The sequence below is a fragment of the Corynebacterium sp. ZY180755 genome, assembly GCF_054331495.1.
In genome coordinates, this window is the sequence record NZ_CM135811.1 from 526,860 (window position 1) to 542,615 (window position 15,756).

General features: G+C 56.4%; 14 protein-coding genes. 6 read left to right on the forward strand and 8 right to left on the reverse strand.

Going from position 1 to position 15,756, the window contains the following annotated elements; genetic code table 11:
• Positions 1-183: 183 nt before the first annotated feature.
• From ACXM2N_RS02440 to ACXM2N_RS02450, 3 genes are all read right to left on the reverse strand, one after another.
• The gene (locus ACXM2N_RS02440) at positions 184-1,509 is read right to left on the reverse strand and encodes an ISL3 family transposase (RefSeq protein ID WP_458489679.1); all 1,326 of its coding nucleotides are present in this window, start codon (positions 1,507-1,509) and stop codon (positions 184-186) included.
• Between the two features lie 505 nt (positions 1,510-2,014).
• A complete protein-coding gene (locus tag ACXM2N_RS02445; protein ID WP_458490963.1) occupies positions 2,015-3,793 on the reverse strand; it encodes an acetyl/propionyl/methylcrotonyl-CoA carboxylase subunit alpha in 1,779 nt (592 codons plus the stop codon).
• A 239-nt stretch (positions 3,794-4,032) separates the two neighbouring features.
• Positions 4,033-4,899: a sulfurtransferase gene (locus ACXM2N_RS02450; RefSeq protein WP_458489681.1), complete on the reverse strand. Its 867-nt coding sequence runs from the start codon at positions 4,897-4,899 to the stop codon at positions 4,033-4,035.
• A gap of 749 nt (positions 4,900-5,648) precedes the next feature.
• Here ACXM2N_RS02450 and ACXM2N_RS02455 point away from each other — a divergent pair.
• Positions 5,649-6,710 (forward strand): Cj0069 family protein, encoded by a 1,062-nt coding sequence (locus ACXM2N_RS02455; protein ID WP_458489683.1) that lies wholly within the window; start codon positions 5,649-5,651, stop codon positions 6,708-6,710.
• Positions 6,711-6,832: 122 nt separating this feature from the next.
• Here ACXM2N_RS02455 and ACXM2N_RS02460 read toward each other — a convergent pair whose 3' ends face one another.
• From ACXM2N_RS02460 to ACXM2N_RS02475, 4 genes are all read right to left on the reverse strand, one after another.
• Positions 6,833-7,243, reverse strand: a complete 411-nt coding sequence (locus ACXM2N_RS02460) for a DUF3151 domain-containing protein (protein ID WP_458489685.1) — start codon at positions 7,241-7,243, stop codon at positions 6,833-6,835.
• A gap of 46 nt (positions 7,244-7,289) precedes the next feature.
• Positions 7,290-7,895 (reverse strand): Maf family protein, encoded by a 606-nt coding sequence (locus ACXM2N_RS02465; RefSeq protein ID WP_458489687.1) that lies wholly within the window; start codon positions 7,893-7,895, stop codon positions 7,290-7,292.
• A gap of 76 nt (positions 7,896-7,971) precedes the next feature.
• On the reverse strand, positions 7,972-8,220 hold the full coding sequence (locus tag ACXM2N_RS02470) for an acyl-CoA carboxylase subunit epsilon (RefSeq protein ID WP_458489689.1): 249 nt from the start codon (positions 8,218-8,220) through the stop codon (positions 7,972-7,974).
• Between the two features lie 67 nt (positions 8,221-8,287).
• The gene (locus tag ACXM2N_RS02475; RefSeq protein WP_458489691.1) at positions 8,288-9,919 is read right to left on the reverse strand and encodes an acyl-CoA carboxylase subunit beta; all 1,632 of its coding nucleotides are present in this window, start codon (positions 9,917-9,919) and stop codon (positions 8,288-8,290) included.
• A 541-nt stretch (positions 9,920-10,460) separates the two neighbouring features.
• On the opposite strand from ACXM2N_RS02475, the gene ACXM2N_RS02480 reads away from it, so the two are divergent.
• From ACXM2N_RS02480 to ACXM2N_RS02500, 5 genes are all read left to right on the forward strand, one after another.
• Positions 10,461-11,315 carry a biotin--[acetyl-CoA-carboxylase] ligase gene (locus ACXM2N_RS02480; protein WP_458489693.1) on the forward strand — a complete coding sequence of 285 codons (855 nt, stop codon included), beginning with the start codon at positions 10,461-10,463 and terminating at the stop codon, positions 11,313-11,315.
• 77 nt (positions 11,316-11,392) lie between these two features.
• The gene (locus tag ACXM2N_RS02485; RefSeq protein ID WP_458489695.1) at positions 11,393-11,863 is read left to right on the forward strand and encodes a hypothetical protein; all 471 of its coding nucleotides are present in this window, start codon (positions 11,393-11,395) and stop codon (positions 11,861-11,863) included.
• A gap of 102 nt (positions 11,864-11,965) precedes the next feature.
• Entirely contained in the window at positions 11,966-13,171 is a 1,206-nt protein-coding gene (locus tag ACXM2N_RS02490; RefSeq protein ID WP_458490965.1) for a 5-(carboxyamino)imidazole ribonucleotide synthase, read from the forward strand.
• Positions 13,172-13,189: 18 nt separating this feature from the next.
• A complete protein-coding gene (gene purE, locus ACXM2N_RS02495; protein WP_458489697.1) occupies positions 13,190-13,693 on the forward strand; it encodes a 5-(carboxyamino)imidazole ribonucleotide mutase in 504 nt (167 codons plus the stop codon).
• Between the two features lie 163 nt (positions 13,694-13,856).
• Entirely contained in the window at positions 13,857-14,339 is a 483-nt protein-coding gene (locus ACXM2N_RS02500; RefSeq protein WP_458489699.1) for a YdcF family protein, read from the forward strand.
• On the opposite strand, the gene ACXM2N_RS02505 is transcribed toward ACXM2N_RS02500, so the two are convergent.
• Complete coding sequence (locus ACXM2N_RS02505) at positions 14,336-15,691, reverse strand: hypothetical protein (RefSeq protein ID WP_458489701.1); 1,356 nt, start codon at positions 15,689-15,691, stop codon at positions 14,336-14,338. The two genes, ACXM2N_RS02500 and ACXM2N_RS02505, sit on opposite strands and share 4 nt — an antisense overlap.
• Positions 15,692-15,756 lie beyond the last annotated feature (65 nt).

Here is a 15,756-nt window from a genome sequence, read left to right on the forward strand (position 1 = left end):
TGAAGGTTAATGCGGCCTCCTGAACAAAACAGGAGGCCGCATTTTCCGTATAAAGAATAGGGTTTTATCCGTTGCTCGGCGTGGCTAGTTGCAGTGTGCGACTTATCTCAAGAACATTCCCATTCGTGTCGGGTTTCTTATGTCCGCTCGCACTAGACACACTCTTTAGAGGCTCTTCCGGTTTTAGAGTGCATTGATCTTGTCCGCGAGTTGGCCGGAGTGGATCAGGCAGCGCAGGATGTAGTGGGTGAGGTTACGGAATCCTAGGGCGATTCCACGCAGGTGTTCTAAGCGTCCGTTGATAGCTTCTACCGGCCCGTTGGATACGCCTTTGTCGAAATACGCCAGGATGTCCTTGCTACGTTTGGCTAGGGTTCGCCCGAGTTGAGCCAGCTCTGGCAGCCCGGTGTTGGTATAACTGGCCAGGGTGGTGATGAGCTCACGCATGTTTTTCTTTCCCCGCCTTTTATCACCGTCTTGATAACAATCAATGACCTGCTGGTATATCTTCCACGTTTCCTGCAGCGGCGCATAATCATCATCAAACGTGAACAGTGCCTCTAGCCTGTCTTTTTGCTTGTCGGTGAGAAACGCTGTGCGGGTCAACAAGGATTTACGATTCCGATACAGCGGATCTGTCGATATTCCACGCCGGCCAGTAGTTTCACGCTGCAGCCGCTGGCGACACTTGGTGACCTTGTCACCAGCAAGACGCACCACATGGAACGGGTCCATGACTTTGGTGGCTTTGGGGATGACTTCATCAGCAGCACTGGCATAGCCTTGGAACCCGTCCATGCTGATGATTTTCACCTTGTCACGAAAGTCTTGGCCACGAGCATAAAGCCATTGCTTTAAAGCGGTAGCGCTACGGCCTGGGACAACATCAAGCAATCGGGCCGGTGCTTTGTCTGCGGTGGACTCTTGCAGGTTGTGCCCGGTCATATCAACGATGATGGTGACATACCCGTCGCCGTGTGTGCGCCGGGTATGAGACCACTTGTGTTCATCGACACCAATAACACTGACCCCTGCCAGGTGTTGGGGATCGTTGTAGATCAATTCGTGGCACATCTCTAGGGCTAGCTGGCAGGTCAAGTCCCAACCGATACCTAAAGATTTGGCGGTCGCTGAGATGCTCATGCGATCAATAGCCAGGCGTTGGAGTATCCAGCGGGTGACTCGGTCAGTAACTTTAGTGTGGTCGCAGGCACAGGCTAGTCCTGCCCGGAAGTACTTCTGGTCACAGCAGTTGTTGGTGCACCGGTAGCGCGGCAGGCGGACTTTTAATGTGGTGGGAAAACCCACAATTGGCAGGTCGGTAAGGGTGCGTATGGTGTGGTCGCGGAATACGCCGGCGTGGCGGCATTGTGGGCAGGCGTTGATCGGGTCGATGGCTTGGCACTCAATGATGGTTCTAGACCCTGCGTCGGCTGCGCCGGTGATGGTTAATCCGAGTTCTGCGGTGCGGCAGATGGTGTCAGCGATGAGGTTGCCAGTAGACTGCATCAGTAGAGCCCCTTGCGGTAGAGGTTGGATTCGACACCCTTAATCTTTACTCGCAAGAGGCTCGTTTACTAATGTATGCCGCGCTACTGAATGCACTCTAAAACCGGAAGAGCCGCTTTAGAGTAGTGCTTCCTACTGCGCTGGGGGTAGGGAACAGGAGGCCACAAATGGTGTAGCTAGTCGTGCGATCGCCCCTCCGGTTTCCTAGGCGTACTCTTCGGCCTTCCCAAAAATTGCCAAGCGTTTCCTTGCGTTTGGCATGGCAAGATCTGAGTAAGGGCTGAAATCACGCCGCAGAGGGCTGCGTGCGAGCCCCAGCTGGGGTCTAAGGGGGTGTTTGGCTGGGATTAGAAATCTCTATCCTCCTGGCCGCGCGGGGTTAAAGTGAGTCCAATGAAATAGTGTTTGGCTCGGGGAATGGGGTCAAACTAGCTTTGAAATGCGAAAAGGTGGCCACTCAAAATGAGTGGCCACCTTTAGGTGTTTAAGGCAATTGCCCTAAGGGTTACTTGATCTCAAGCAGAACCTGGCCCTTGGTAACGCCCTCGCCAGCAGCAACTGCAAGGCCTTCGACCTTACCTGCCTTGTGAGCCTTAACTGGGTTCTCCATCTTCATTGCCTCGAGAACTACTACGACGTCGCCTTCAGCAACCTCTGCGCCCTCTTCAACGTTGACCTTGATGACGGTACCCTGCATTGGGGCAGCAACTGCGTCACCGGAAACGCCAGCCTTTGCGCCACCAGCGCGACGCTTCTTAGCCTTCTTCTTAGCTGGGCCAGCGCCACCACCGAGAGCAAGATCGCCTGGCAGAGCAACCTCTACGCGGCGGCCGTCGATCTCAACAACAACCTTCTGGGATGGGGTAGCAGCCTCGTCCTCTTCAGCGTCAGTAGGATCAACGTAAGCAGGAATTGGGTTCTCCCACTCTTCCTCAATCCACTTGGTGTAGACGTCGAACTTCTCGCCGTCACCAACGAATGCTGGGTTCTCAACGATGTGTGCGTGGAAAGGCAGAACGGTTGGCATGCCCTCAACAACGTACTCAGCCAGAGCACGGCGGGAACGCTGCAGAGCCTCTTCACGGGTCTCGCCGAAGACGATCAGCTTCGCAAGCATGGAGTCGAACTGGCCACCAATGACGGAGCCCTCAACAATGCCGGAGTCCATACGAACACCAGGGCCGGATGGCTCAACGTACTTGGTGATCTTGCCAGGAGCTGGCATGAAGTTGGAGCCTGCGTCCTCGCCGTTGATACGGAACTCGAAAGCGTGGCCGCGTGGGGTTGGATCCTCCTTGATGTGGAGCTCGTGCCCCTCAGCGATACGGAACTGCTCGCGAACCAGGTCAAGGCCGGTGGTCATTTCGGTGACTGGGTGTTCCACCTGCAGACGGGTGTTGACCTCAAGGAAGGAAATCAGGCCGTCAGAGGAAACGAGGTACTCAACGGTGCCTGCACCGTAGTAGCCAGCTTCCTTACAGATGCGCTTTGCGGACTCGTGCAGGGAGGTGCGCTGCTCATCGGTCAGGAATGGTGCTGGAGCTTCCTCAACCAGCTTCTGGAAACGACGCTGCAGGGAGCAGTCACGGGTACCAGCAACAACGACGTTGCCGTGCTGGTCAGCGATGACCTGGCACTCAACGTGGCGTGCCTTGTCCAAGTAGCGCTCAACGAAGCACTCGCCACGACCGAAAGCAGCAACTGCCTCACGGGTAGCGGATTCGTAGAGCTCGGCTACTTCCTCCATCTTGTAAGCAACCTTCATGCCGCGGCCACCGCCACCGAATGCTGCCTTGATGGCGATTGGCAGGCCGTGCTCCTCAGCGAATGCGACTACTTCGTCAGCATCCTTAACTGGGTCCTTGGTGCCAGGCGCCATAGGAGCGTCTGCGCGCTCTGCGATGTGGCGAGCGGTAACCTTGTCGCCCAGGTCACGGATGGACTGTGGGGATGGGCCGATCCAGATCAGGCCTGCATCGATAACAGCCTGAGCGAAGTCAGCGTTCTCGGACAGGAAGCCGTAACCTGGGTGAATTGCATCAGCGCCGGACTTCTTAGCTGCATCGAGGATCTTCTCGACAACAAGGTAGGATTCGGCAGAGTTCTGACCGCCGAGGGCGAATGCCTCGTCAGCCATGGAGACGAAAGGTGCATCTGCATCCGGCTCCGCGTAGACAGCCACGCTTGCGATGCCGGCGTCACGGGCGGCACGGATAACGCGGATGGCGATCTCACCGCGGTTAGCGATGAGAACCTTTGTGATCTTCCTGTTTTCCACAGACACTTGAAGCTCTCCTGGTTCTGGGTTCATTTTGTTCACTCGTGGGGATAAAAATTATTTAATTATCTCCACTCAGTGTGAGCCATGACATTATGTTGCTGTGTGTACGCTTGCGAACGAACTCAGCAATTAGGCATGTCACATTGTTACACATTTAGGGCGCTAAAAAAGCGGAATTTCGGGTGCATTTTTAGCTTTGGTTTTTTATTTTTGGGGATAACGGGCAAAGCCGTGGGGGTAAATCAGACGTCTGCCTTGGTAATTGGCATACGGACCATGTTGCCCCACTCGATCCATGAGCCGTCGTAAGCACGCACGTTTTCATGCCCTAGCAGGTACTTTAGTACGAACCAAGCGTGTGCTGCGCGCTCGCCACTGTGGCAGTAAGTGATGATTTCGTCCTTGCTGAGTTCGTCTTTGAACAGCTCTTTTAGCTCTTCTTTGGAGCGGAACCGGCTATTAGGGTGTACGGAATTGTCCCATGGGATATTGATCGCATGTGGGATATGTCCGCGCCTCAGTACCCCCGTTGTAGGGGTGGATTCCGTCTCGCGTCCTTCATACTCTTCCACGCTTCGAACATCGAGGATTGCGCGGGTTGGGCGTTCGTCGCGCACATCCTCAACGAAGGCTCGAATCTTTACATCTTCGCGCTCAACTACTGGGTAGTTAGCGGACGGGTAGTCCGGCACCATGAACGAGGTTTCGCGTTCCTCGGCCATCCATGCATCACGGCCGCCATTGAGCAGGCGGACGTCCTCGTGGCCGAAGAGTTTAAATACCCAGAAAGTGAAAGCGGCCCACCAATTGTGCTTATCGCCGTAGATCACGACCGTGTCATCCCTAGCGATGCCCTTCTCATTCATGAGTTCGGCGAAGTCTTCGCTGGAGATGTAGTCCCTCATTACTGAATCGTTGAGGTCTTTCTTCCAGTCAATGCGTACGGCGCCTGCAATGTGGCCGATATCGTACAAGAGTGAGTCTTCGTCAGATTCAACGACCTTGAGCCCTGGCGTACCCAACCTGGCAGAAAGCCACTGGGCGGAGACCAAGCTAGATGGGTCAGCGTAATCCTGCAAAAGCGGATGTGGATCTAAAGGGGCTCCCATGTGTGCGTTTACCTTTCTGCGCGAAACGGGGTTAGCTCTTATGGCCAGACTAGGAGGCTGGCCCAGTGTCACTGGCTTACCATTTTATGCTGGATCCGTAGCAAGTGGGGATTCCGGTTTCGGGGTTTGGAACGTGATGTGGCGCCGGCTCACGGCCTGATCTTGAGCACCGGGATGTGGGGCGGCGCGCCGTTACCCCCGTATAGCCCCGTGATGGCGTACTTGTTGTGCCGTTAAGATGCTGCACGGGCGAAAGTAGTTGTGGAAGTGATCGGGCTCTTATTCGCTTGCTTTGTGCGGTTAACGTGGGTATTTAGGGAAAACGCCATATGGGTTGGGGTAGTAGTGTCGCAGGTAACCGTGGCTTCACGGATCAGGATTGACTCATTTTAGTGGTAATAACATGTGGCATTGGTTACGTATCAGCACTTTAGATATGCGGGCGGGGTTTCGCTGAAATATCATTATGGAAGACCTATTTCGTAGGGTTAAAACCTTTAACTGATTGTCTTTCTATTGGCTTTACCTGCTTATTTTGGTTGGTCCCTGAAATACGGTTACTTGCTGTCTAGACACTGATGTTTGCTTTTGTCTTGTGCTTCACTTGCAAGGCGTGTCTCATACGGGCTGAGGCAAATATCTCTGACTGCAGGGAAGTGTGTTTTCCCCAAAGGACGCACTGATTTTTCAAAAGGCAATTTGAAATAAAAGACCTTTGTTTCAAGAATTCTTACTGAAAGGGATTCATAGTGCACAAGAGCATCGTCGTATTCGAGGTTGAGGGCGGTTCTGACAAGGGACCAGACGGACACCGCAAGGACACCATGCCGATCGTTAATGCGATCAAGGAGCAGGGTTGGCACTCTGAGGTCATCTACTACCACCCAGATAACGCAGAAGAGATCTTCAAGAACGTTTCCGAGAACTTCGACGGCTACATCTCCCGTGTTAACCCAGGCAACATCCCTGGCGGCGAGAAGGGCTACTTCGAGCTTCTGACCAAGCTGGCTGACGCTGGTCTGGTTGGTATGTCTACCCCAGCTGACATGATGGCTTACGGTGCTAAGGACGCATTGGTTAAGCTCAATGACACCGATCTCGTTCCAGAAGATACCGCTGCTTACTACGAGGTAGAGGATTTCCACAACACCTTCCCAACCTCCCTTTCATACGGCGAGCGCGTTCTGAAGCAGAACCGCGGTTCCACCGGTGAGGGCATCTGGCGCGTACGTCTGGCAGACCCAGAGCTCGCTGCTTCTGTTGAGCCGGGCACCGCTCTGCCACTGGACACCGAGCTCAAGTGCACCGAGGCTGTGGACAACAAGACCCATGATTACAAGTTGGGCGAGTTCATGGACTTCTGTGATCAGTACATCATTGGTGACAACGGCATGCTCGTTGACATGCGCTTCATGCCTCGCATCGTCGAGGGTGAGATCCGCATTCTCATGGTGGGCAACAACCCAGTCTTCATCGTTCACAAGAAGCCAGCAGAGGGCGGCGACAACTTCTCCGCAACCCTGTTCTCTGGTGCAAAGTACACCTACGACAAGCCAGAGGCATGGCCAGAGCTGCTCGAGATGTTCGAAAAGGCTCGCCCAGTGATCGCTTCCAAGCTCGGTGACACTGATAACGTTCCACTGATCTGGACTGCTGACTTCATGTTGGCTGACGGCGAGAACGGCGAGGACACCTACGTTCTCGGCGAGATCAACTGCTCCTGCGTTGGCTTCACCTCCGAACTTGACATGGGCATCCAGGAGAAGGTTGCCGAGGTCGCAATCGCACGCATTGAGGCTGCTAACGCCTAAAAAGTTTTCTTTCCGACGCGCACAGCCAGCCTGTTAATTCCACGGTGCCTGTGCCGCGGCAAGATCAAAAGGGGTGTGGGGCTCAAGGTTTTCCTTGAGCCCCACACCCCTGTGCGCGCCTTTTAGGCGTCGAGCAGCGTTGCTACGCAGGCTGGGTCGGCGTCGGAAAGCATCTGGCGGATGCGGTCGTACTCTTCCTGATCACCGATCATCTGCGATGCGTGACCTAGTGCGGCGATGGCGCGCAGCACTCCTTGGTTGGGCTCGTGCTCGAATGGAACAGGGCCCCAGCCCTTCCAGCCGTTGCCACGGAGCCGGTCGAGGCTGCGGTGGTAACCGGTGCGCGCGAAACCATATGCTGCGGCCTTTTCTTCATCAGACGAGGCGGTGGCTATTGCACGTTCCGCGAGGGTTGCCCACACAAGTGGGCTCGCAGGATGCGAGAGTGCGGTGGAAAAAGTAATCTCTGACGGAACTTCTTCCTGGGGGAGCTTCACGGGTGGGGGTGCGAGCATATCGTTAAACTTTGTCATACCCCCATCATGCCAAAAGCTCTCAAGGGCCCGCTGAAACGGCTGCTTAGGACAGTTGCTTACCGTTCCAGAAGTCACTGGCGTTGTAGCCCAAGGCGTACAGCGCACGACGCACTACAGGCAGTGATAGTCCGATGACGGACGAAGGATCGCCTTCGATGCGATCAATAAACCACCCACCTATGGCTTCCAGCGTGAAGGCCCCTGCGCAGGGGAGGGGCTCACCGGTACGAGCGTAGGCCTCAATGTCCGCATCAGTGATCTCGGCGAAGTATACGGCGGTGCTGGAGGCCTCTGTGTGGCGCCCTGAGGGGCCAATGATGCAGTGGCCTGTGATGAGGTCTGCTCGCTTGCCGCGTTGCTCTCGCCAGCGTTCTATGGCCTTTTCTACGGTATGAGGCTTGCCTTGTAGGAGCCCATCCAGCAGCAGCATGGAGTCCCCACCAATGACGATGTCATCTGGATACTGGTCTGCGACCGCTTCGGCTTTGGCAACAGCTAAGCGAGTCACAATCTCTTCGGATCCTAAGTGGCGTGACTTAGCGATAATAGCGTCCTCATCAACATCGGCCGGATGAATGATCGGTTCAACGCCGGCGGAGCGGAGGATAGACAGCCTGGACGCGGATGCAGAAGCTAAAACAATGCGCATGACATCTAGTGTAGAACACACGAAATCGCCACTCCTGAGTTTAGGAGTGGCGATTTCTAGCAGAAGTTAGTGAGCTTTAGTAGAAGCTTACGTTCCTGAATGCAGTTGGGTTGAACGTGGTTGGGCGGCTGAGACGCTCTTCCACGCTGCCCCACAGGTTGCGCTCGCGCTCTGGCTCCGCAGCATTGGCTGCGTTGTTGGCCATGGTTGCGAACAGTGCGGTCAGGGTTGCGATCTGAACATCATCTGGGTTTCCCTTGACAATGCTCAGGAAAGGCTTCTTTGGCTTTTCGGCTTCGACGTTGTCTACAGGCTTGTCAGACATAGGTACCTACTTTGCTTTAGCGGAGTGCGGGGCATCTGCCCCGCACTAAAGGGCGATGGAAGAAAGCTTACAGCGGAATGTTGCCGTGCTTCTTCGCTGGTACGTTGACAACCTTGCGGTCGAGCAGGCGCAGACCCTCGATGATCTGGCCACGGGTCTCGGAAGGTGGGATAACGGCGTCAACCAGGCCGCGCTCTGCTGCCATGTATGGGTTAACGAGCGCTTCCTCGTAGTCCTTCTCGTATTCCTTGGCAACAACTGCGAAGTCCTCGCCAGCCTCGACGCGCTGCTTGATCTCCTTGCGGTAGATGAAGCCAACAGCACCTGCTGCACCCATAACTGCAATCTGTGCGGTAGGCCATGCCAGAACGATGTCTGCGCCCATGTCCTTACATCCCATAACACAGTAAGCGCCACCGTAGGACTTACGGGTAATAACGGTGATCTTGCCTACGGTTGCCTCAGAGTAAGCGTAGAGCAGCTTAGCGCCACGGCGGATGATGCCGTCGTACTCCTGGTTGGTGCCTGGCAGGAAGCCTGGGACGTCAACGAACTCGATGATTGGGATGTTGAAAGCGTCACAGGTGCGAACGAAGCGTGCAGCCTTCTCAGATGCCTTAATGTCGAGGCAGCCTGCGAACTCGGTTGGCTGGTTAGCAACGATACCGACGGAGCGGCCCTCAACGCGAGCGAAACCACAGAGGATGTTGCCTGCGTAGTCTTCCTGGATTTCGAAGAAGTCACCATCATCAACAACGCGGGTGATGACATCCTTCATGTCGTATGGCTGGTTTGGAGAGTCTGGGATCAGAGTATCGAGCTCGAGGTCGGACTCGGTGATGTTGTCCTGGATGGAGCCCTGCATGATCTCAGCAGGTTCGCGTGGAGCTTCTGCGCGGTTGTTGGATGGCAGGAAGCCACAGAGATCGCGTACCCAGTCAAGAGCGTCGGCGTCATCGTTAGCGGTGTAGTGAGAGGTACCGGAGGTAGCCATGTGGGTGTGTGCGCCACCGAGCTCTTCCTGGGTAACTTCCTCGCCGGTAACGGTCTTGATGACGTCTGGGCCGGTGATGAACATCTTGGAGGTCTTGTCCACCATGATGATGAAGTCAGTCAGAGCTGGGGAGTAAACGTGGCCGCCAGCACATGCGCCCATGATCAGGGAAATCTGTGGGATAACACCGGAAGCGAGGGTGTTGCGGTAGAAGATCTTGGCGTACAGGCCGAGGGAAACAACGCCCTCCTGGATACGAGCGCCAGCGCCCTCGTTAATGCCGATCAGTGGAACACCGGTCTTGATAGCCAGGTCCATTGCCTTGACGATCTTCTCGCCGTAGACCTCACCAAGTGCGCCACCGAAAACAGCAGCGTCCTGGGAGAAGACAACAACCTTGCGGCCGTCAATGGTGCCGTAGCCAGTGACAACACCATCGGTTACTGGGCGTTTAGCGTCCAGGCCGAAGTTCTTGGAACGGTGACGCGCAAGGGCGTCGATTTCGACGAAGGAGCCATCGTCGAGGAGGTATTCGATGCGCTCACGAGCGGTCTTCTTGCCCTTGTCGTGGATCTTGTCCACAGCAGCCTGGCCCATTGGGGCCTGGGTCTCAGCGAGACGAGCGCGGAGGTCGGCGAGCTTTCCAGCGGTAGTGGTCAGATCAGGTGTCTGAGCACCTGCTTCATTGATCGTTGCGGCAGTCATGACTCATAAGTGTAGGGGGTAAAACGGATTTTCGTGACCTCTTGGCCGATTTATTGATCAACCACACTAAAATCCGTGGTCTTAAGGGGTGAACAGTAAAGAAAACGCCTGTTGGGTTAAGGCCTTCCCCCAAGTTTGGGGGTGGCGCCCCAGCGTAAGCGGTAGTGATCCCACATTTTGCGCTTGCCTCCTTTCGCAAGTGCGGGGTGACAACTGATGACTGCTGTTGCCATCTCGGATGAGGGCGCACAACCTGTAAAAAGCTCCTCTACGCTGCACTATGGTCTTAGGGTGAGGGTGCTCCGCATGTGCGTGTGGGGTCGTGAGCGCGTCTGTTAGCCGCGGTGTTCAGGTGCGTGAATGTTCAGCTAACCACCTTGTTCTCATCCATGCTTAGAAAGCCGGCCATCATCTACGCCCATGATGTGGGGTGTCGCCGTTGGATTGACGTGCAATGGCGATGGATAGTGCGGGCTTATTCTCTGTGGAGAAAGCGTGGCAAAGATCCCTTCCATGCGATCCCGAAACTACGATATCCACCATGGACCCCATCTCTAACTCCGCTCCTGACGCAAGGCCTACGAGGCGGGAATCGCTGGATGTTGACCGTCTGCGTGAGCAACTCGTGAGTAATGGGCCGTGTGCCTTTGTGGACGTTGTGGATGAGACCGGATCCACCAACTCGGACCTAGCGGAGAAGGTGTCTGGGAGGCCGAAGGCAAGGCTAGAGTTCGGGGCGCTGTTCGCCGAATACCAGACCGCTGGTAAGGGGCGAATGGGGCGCGCCTTCACGGCGCCCCCACGGTCACAGCTGATTGTGTCGGTCGTGTTAGCACCTGGTGTTGAGAACCTCTCGTGCGTGGGGACGTTATCTTTGGCTGCTGGCCTCGCGCTCGTCGATACGCTGGGAGCTCACTCCGGTGCCACGTTGAAATGGCCCAATGACCTACTTATTAACGACAAGAAAATGTCGGGCATCTTGGCTGAGGGTGTGGACTTTGGCGGCGATGATCCCGCCGTGATTATGGGAATCGGCCTGAATGTCTCCCTGACGCAGGATGAGCTCCCTGTCCCGCACGCATCGTCACTCGCACTCCAAGGGCTAGAGTGTGACCGGACAACCCTAGCGGTAAACCTCATCAATAACTTGGTCAATCGCACCTATCAGTGGCGCACGCATCACTCAGAGATGATTGCTGACTACAGGCGTTCCTGCGCAACAGTGGGTCAAGAGGTGCGCGTGCACTTGCCGGGAGAGAAGCTGGTTCACGGCGTGGTTGCTGATGTCAACGAGCAAGGCCATGTGCTGGTACGAGAACACGTGAGCGGTGAATTACAAGAATTCGCTGTGGGGGACATTGTCCATCTGCGGATGGAACACCAGTGGCAATACTAGCGAGCACATAACTGAGATGGTGAAGTACTATCTCCCTGCTTGGTCGCACTGCGGGTGGGGCTGGTAACGTAAATGCAATGTCACTGAAGGTAGCTAAGGATGAGCGTGTGATCGTGGACGTCACCACGTCACTCACCGCTCTGACGTACCCTGCCATGAGACTCATCCTTATTACCGCGCTGTGTTGGATGGGCATTGGATTCATTGACCAACCACAGCCGGGCGTAGTGGTAGACACCGGCATGCGCAACACCTTCGTGGGGTTGTGGGCGCTACTAGCGATCTGGTTCTTTGTTAGGCCGGTACTCAAGCTGCGGCGCAAGCGTGTGATCCTCACTGATCGTCGCCTCATCCTTCGGGCTTCAGGGTTTTCTGGGTATAGCGAATCCATCCCTCTCGGGGCCATCCGCATGGTTGGCCGAAAGGGAAGCACGATTACATTAGGCGTGCACGGATACGGCAATATGCTTGCCATTCCTGACGTTCCCAAGGCACGTAAGGTAGCGGATCTTATTGAGAATCAGCGCCGCATGCCGCTGATGCGCTAAGACACTGGTTATATCTTTATTGGGGTTTTAACGTGGGGGAGGCCTGTCTGAAACGCTGGGCAAAGAACTATAGTTGGCTCCGTGACTGATGAAGCTATAAAGATCCCGCAGCACCCACTCAATGACGCAGCACACGCGCCGGGCATGCCCATCGTTACCGTGATCGGCGACGGTCAGCTCGCGCGCATGATGCAGACCGAAGCCATCGAATTAGGCCAATCCGTTCGCGTTCTGGCCGGCTCCTACGATTCTTCCGCCGCCCAAGTGTGCGCTGACATCGTGATTGGTGATTACACGAATCTAGATGACCTGCGCCGTGCAGTTGAGGGCGCGGATGCTGTCACCTTTGATCATGAGCACGTTCCAACGGAGCACCTTCACACCCTTATTTCCGAGGGAGTGAACGTCCAGCCAGTCCCAGATGCGCTGGTCAACGCACAAGACAAGCTGGTCATGCGCAAGAAGCTGCGCGAACTCGGCGCGCCAGTACCACCGTTCGCCGCTATCGAGAATGTGGATGACGGCGTGGAGTTCTTCCGCGCAGTCCAAGGAGAAATGTGCCTGAAGGCACGTCGCGGCGGTTACGACGGCAACGGCGTGTGGTTCCCCAAGTCCGAGGATGAGGCTGCGGAGCTCGTCGGAAAGCTTCTCGACGCCGGCACCCTGCTGATGGCAGAAAAGAAGGTCGCGCTGGTGCGCGAACTGTCCGCCATGGTTGCCCGCACGCCGTCCGGCGTGACCCAGCCGTGGCCAGTTGTGGAGTCTGTGCAAACTGACGGTATCTGCACCGAAGCAATTGCCCCAGCGCCTGGCCTATCCACCGAACTGCAGCAGCAAGCCCAAGACTTGGCCGTCACCATTGCTTCGGAGCTAGGCGTGACTGGCGTGCTGGCAGTGGAGCTCTTTGAAACCACTGATGTGGCCGGCCAGCCGGAGATCTTGGTCAACGAACTGGCCATGCGCCCGCATAACACCGGCCACTGGAGCCAAGACGGTTGCGTGACCAGCCAGTTCGAGCAGCACCTGCGAGCAGTGCTGGACTTGCCTCTGGGTGCGGTCACAACGTTGGCCCCCTATACCGTGATGGCCAATACTCTTGGAGCGGACCACGACCCTGAGATGCCCATGGCGCAGCGTGTGGCGGAGGTTATGCGCAAGTACCCTGAGGCCAAGATCCACCTTTATGGCAAGGGCTACCGCGCAGGCCGTAAGCTCGGCCACGTCAACGTTTGTGGAGATGACGTGGAGGCAGCACGACGCGCCGCAAAGGACGCAGCACACTTCATTGTCAACGCCACGTGGCTTTAAAAAACTAGGAGGATGAACATGCAACCACTGGTAGGTCTCATCATGGGATCAGACTCAGACTGGCCAACTGTAGAACCAGCGGCCCAAGTACTTGCTGATTTTGGCGTTCCTTTTGAAGTAGGCGTTGTCTCAGCTCACCGTACGCCTGAGAAGATGTTGGCTTACGCCAAGGAAGCGCACACTCGTGGACTGCGTGCGATCATTGCGTGTGCTGGGGGTGCGGCTCACCTGCCTGGCATGGTTGCCGCAGCAACTCCGCTACCAGTCATCGGCGTGCCCCGTGCGCTGGATACCCTCGATGGCATGGACTCGTTGCTGTCCATTGTGCAGATGCCGGGCGGAGTTCCAGTAGCTACCGTGTCCATCAACGGCGCTAAGAACGCGGGCCTGTTGGCTGTCCGCATCTTGGGTGCGGGAAATGACGAGCTCATTCAGAAGATGGCTGACTACCAAGAGAACATGCGCCAGGAAGTCGAGCACAAGGACGAGAACCTCCGCACCAAGCTCATGGGTGGGCAGTAACCCTTTCCGGCCACGCATTTCGATTGAGCGAGGCAGGAGCAGTCTGCCAACGCGAAGCAGAGCTTGATGTGAGGTCCACAGGAGGCCGAGTCAACGCTCGCACGGGTGTGGTGGATTTCTGTCCTGATGATGGCCGGAAGCTGTGGGGAGTAGCGTGGAACCCGTGGATCCGATTCTTGTTCTTGGCGCAAAGGTGCGTAAGTATTCGACTCACCGCACCACGCCGTGGCCAGCCCCCGTGCTAGAAGCACGACTGGAGAAGGCACGCCAACTGCTCAGTGACGATGACACACTCATCGTTGTCAGCGGCAAGGGTGAGGCGAAAGCTATGGCCTGGTGGCTTCTAGAGCACGGCGTGAACCCGTCTCAGATCATGCTGGAATATGAGGCCACCAGCACTAATGAGAATCTTGAGAATGCTCAGAAGCTATTTCCCACCACCCAGCGCTGGAATGTGGTCACCAGCGATTTTCACTCCCTGCGCACCAAGGTATGGGCGTGGCACTTAGGAATTCCCATCACGGTGCATACGTCACCCACTCGTCCGCCGTACCGCGGACAAGACGTATGCCGCGAAATCTTTGCGCTTGCCCACTCGCTATTGCGTGTGGGGTGGCGCAAAATAGTGGCGCTTCGGTCCACTTAGCTGAGCTTTCCCATGCGCTCGGCAACGGCTTTGGCGAATGGGGTGTCTGCCTTCCCTGCGGCGTCCAACTGCCGGAAGATCTCTGCGTACTCAAGGCGCGCGCGATCAATAAGGCCCACGGATTCACACCACGTTGCCAGCTCCATGCGCTGGTCCGGATCGTCGCGCAATTGAAGCAGCTGCTCGCGCACGTTCAGCGCTGTGGCGTGCTGGCCACTATCGGCCAGCAGGGAAGCAAGCGTGGTGGCCACCGCGGAGATGAATACGAAGTCCTCCCCGTGGGCGTCGGAAAAAAGCTGGGTGAGATCATCAATCGCGCCGGGAATGTCACCCTGGGTGGTGCGCAAGACAGCCATATCGTAGCGGGTTCCTAGTACTGCCTGCCGAACACCGCTAGAGCGTGCAATGCTGAGGGCTGCCTCGTAGTTCTCCCGCGCGCCAGTAATATCGCCGAAGTCAGTACGTAGCTTCGCGCTGCGACGGTGAAGGCTAGCAATCATCATTGGGTCTGCGCCCGCAGTAGCGTCGAGCAGCGCAATCATGTCATCGATCACGGTCACTGCCTCGGCAAGTTGGCCGTGGCGTTCTAGTGCCGCCGCGAAGGGCACCATGGATTCCAGCACCCGTGGATCTTTATCACCAAAGAATGCCTTGGTGGCTGCGATGCCATCGTGTGCAAGCTCCACGGTCTCATCTAGGCTGAGTGAGGACGCCTCGCCCAGAAGGACCCCGCGCACGCGCTCCTGGCGGGCGAAATCTTCCTCCGTGAGGCGGTCCACGGCCTCTGGCGTAGCGCCGTAACGGGCCAAGTAATCCGCGGCCAAGCCGGTGACCTCATCAGAGGATAAGACCTGCTGTGCCGCCCCAATCAGGTGGAAATGGAGATTGCGCACTACCTGCACCAACCCCTCAACGCCCGCCTGATCTGCCACATTTTGGATAAACAGAAAGTGCGGGTAGGCGGTAGCAGGTTGGCCCGACATCAAGGCCATCTCCACCAGCAGTGTGCGGGTGCGTAGAGATTCTGGTGAATACTCGCCCTTGGTGGTGGTGTAGGCGTCCAGTAGTACTTCCGCCTCCCGTGCTGCCTCCGCGTAGCCGTCGAAGCTCACGTACGCGTCCAGCAGTTTTTCTCGGAAAGCGATGTTGTCTGGGTGCTCTTGTCCCAACAGCGCATCCAAGTCTGCGAGGTGGGCTTCCCACTCGTCGTACGAGTCCTCAAAACTTGTGGCGTCAGCATCGAACTGTGCTGCAAGCAGCGCGCTGCGTTTGCCCAATGCAAAAGGGTTGCGCTCGCCAAACTGATCAACTGCTTGGGCGTATTCTTGCTTCAACGTTTCGAGGTTGTCCATGCGCTCCATAGTAGAGCCCATTAAAGCTAGACCCCATTCGGCTTTGCCAGCAGCGGTAAAGCCTC

What these genes read in the sequence shown, in the direction of transcription:
- ACXM2N_RS02440 (WP_458489679.1), bottom strand. Translation starts at nt 1,509, where the DNA reads ATGCAGTCTACTGGCAACCTCATCGCTGACACCATCTGCCGCACCGCA.
- ACXM2N_RS02450 (WP_458489681.1), bottom strand. Translation starts at nt 4,899, where the DNA reads ATGGGAGCCCCTTTAGATCCACATCCGCTTTTGCAGGATTACGCTGAC.
- ACXM2N_RS02460 (WP_458489685.1), bottom strand. Translation starts at nt 7,243, where the DNA reads ATGACAAAGTTTAACGATATGCTCGCACCCCCACCCGTGAAGCTCCCC.
- ACXM2N_RS02465 (WP_458489687.1), bottom strand. Translation starts at nt 7,895, where the DNA reads ATGCGCATTGTTTTAGCTTCTGCATCCGCGTCCAGGCTGTCTATCCTC.
- ACXM2N_RS02470 (WP_458489689.1), bottom strand. Translation starts at nt 8,220, where the DNA reads ATGTCTGACAAGCCTGTAGACAACGTCGAAGCCGAAAAGCCAAAGAAG.
- ACXM2N_RS02475 (WP_458489691.1), bottom strand. Translation starts at nt 9,919, where the DNA reads ATGACTGCCGCAACGATCAATGAAGCAGGTGCTCAGACACCTGATCTG.
- ACXM2N_RS02480 (WP_458489693.1), top strand. Translation starts at nt 10,461, where the DNA reads ATGGACCCCATCTCTAACTCCGCTCCTGACGCAAGGCCTACGAGGCGG.
- ACXM2N_RS02485 (WP_458489695.1), top strand. Translation starts at nt 11,393, where the DNA reads ATGTCACTGAAGGTAGCTAAGGATGAGCGTGTGATCGTGGACGTCACC.
- purE (WP_458489697.1), top strand. Translation starts at nt 13,190, where the DNA reads ATGCAACCACTGGTAGGTCTCATCATGGGATCAGACTCAGACTGGCCA.
- ACXM2N_RS02505 (WP_458489701.1), bottom strand. Translation starts at nt 15,691, where the DNA reads ATGGACAACCTCGAAACGTTGAAGCAAGAATACGCCCAAGCAGTTGAT.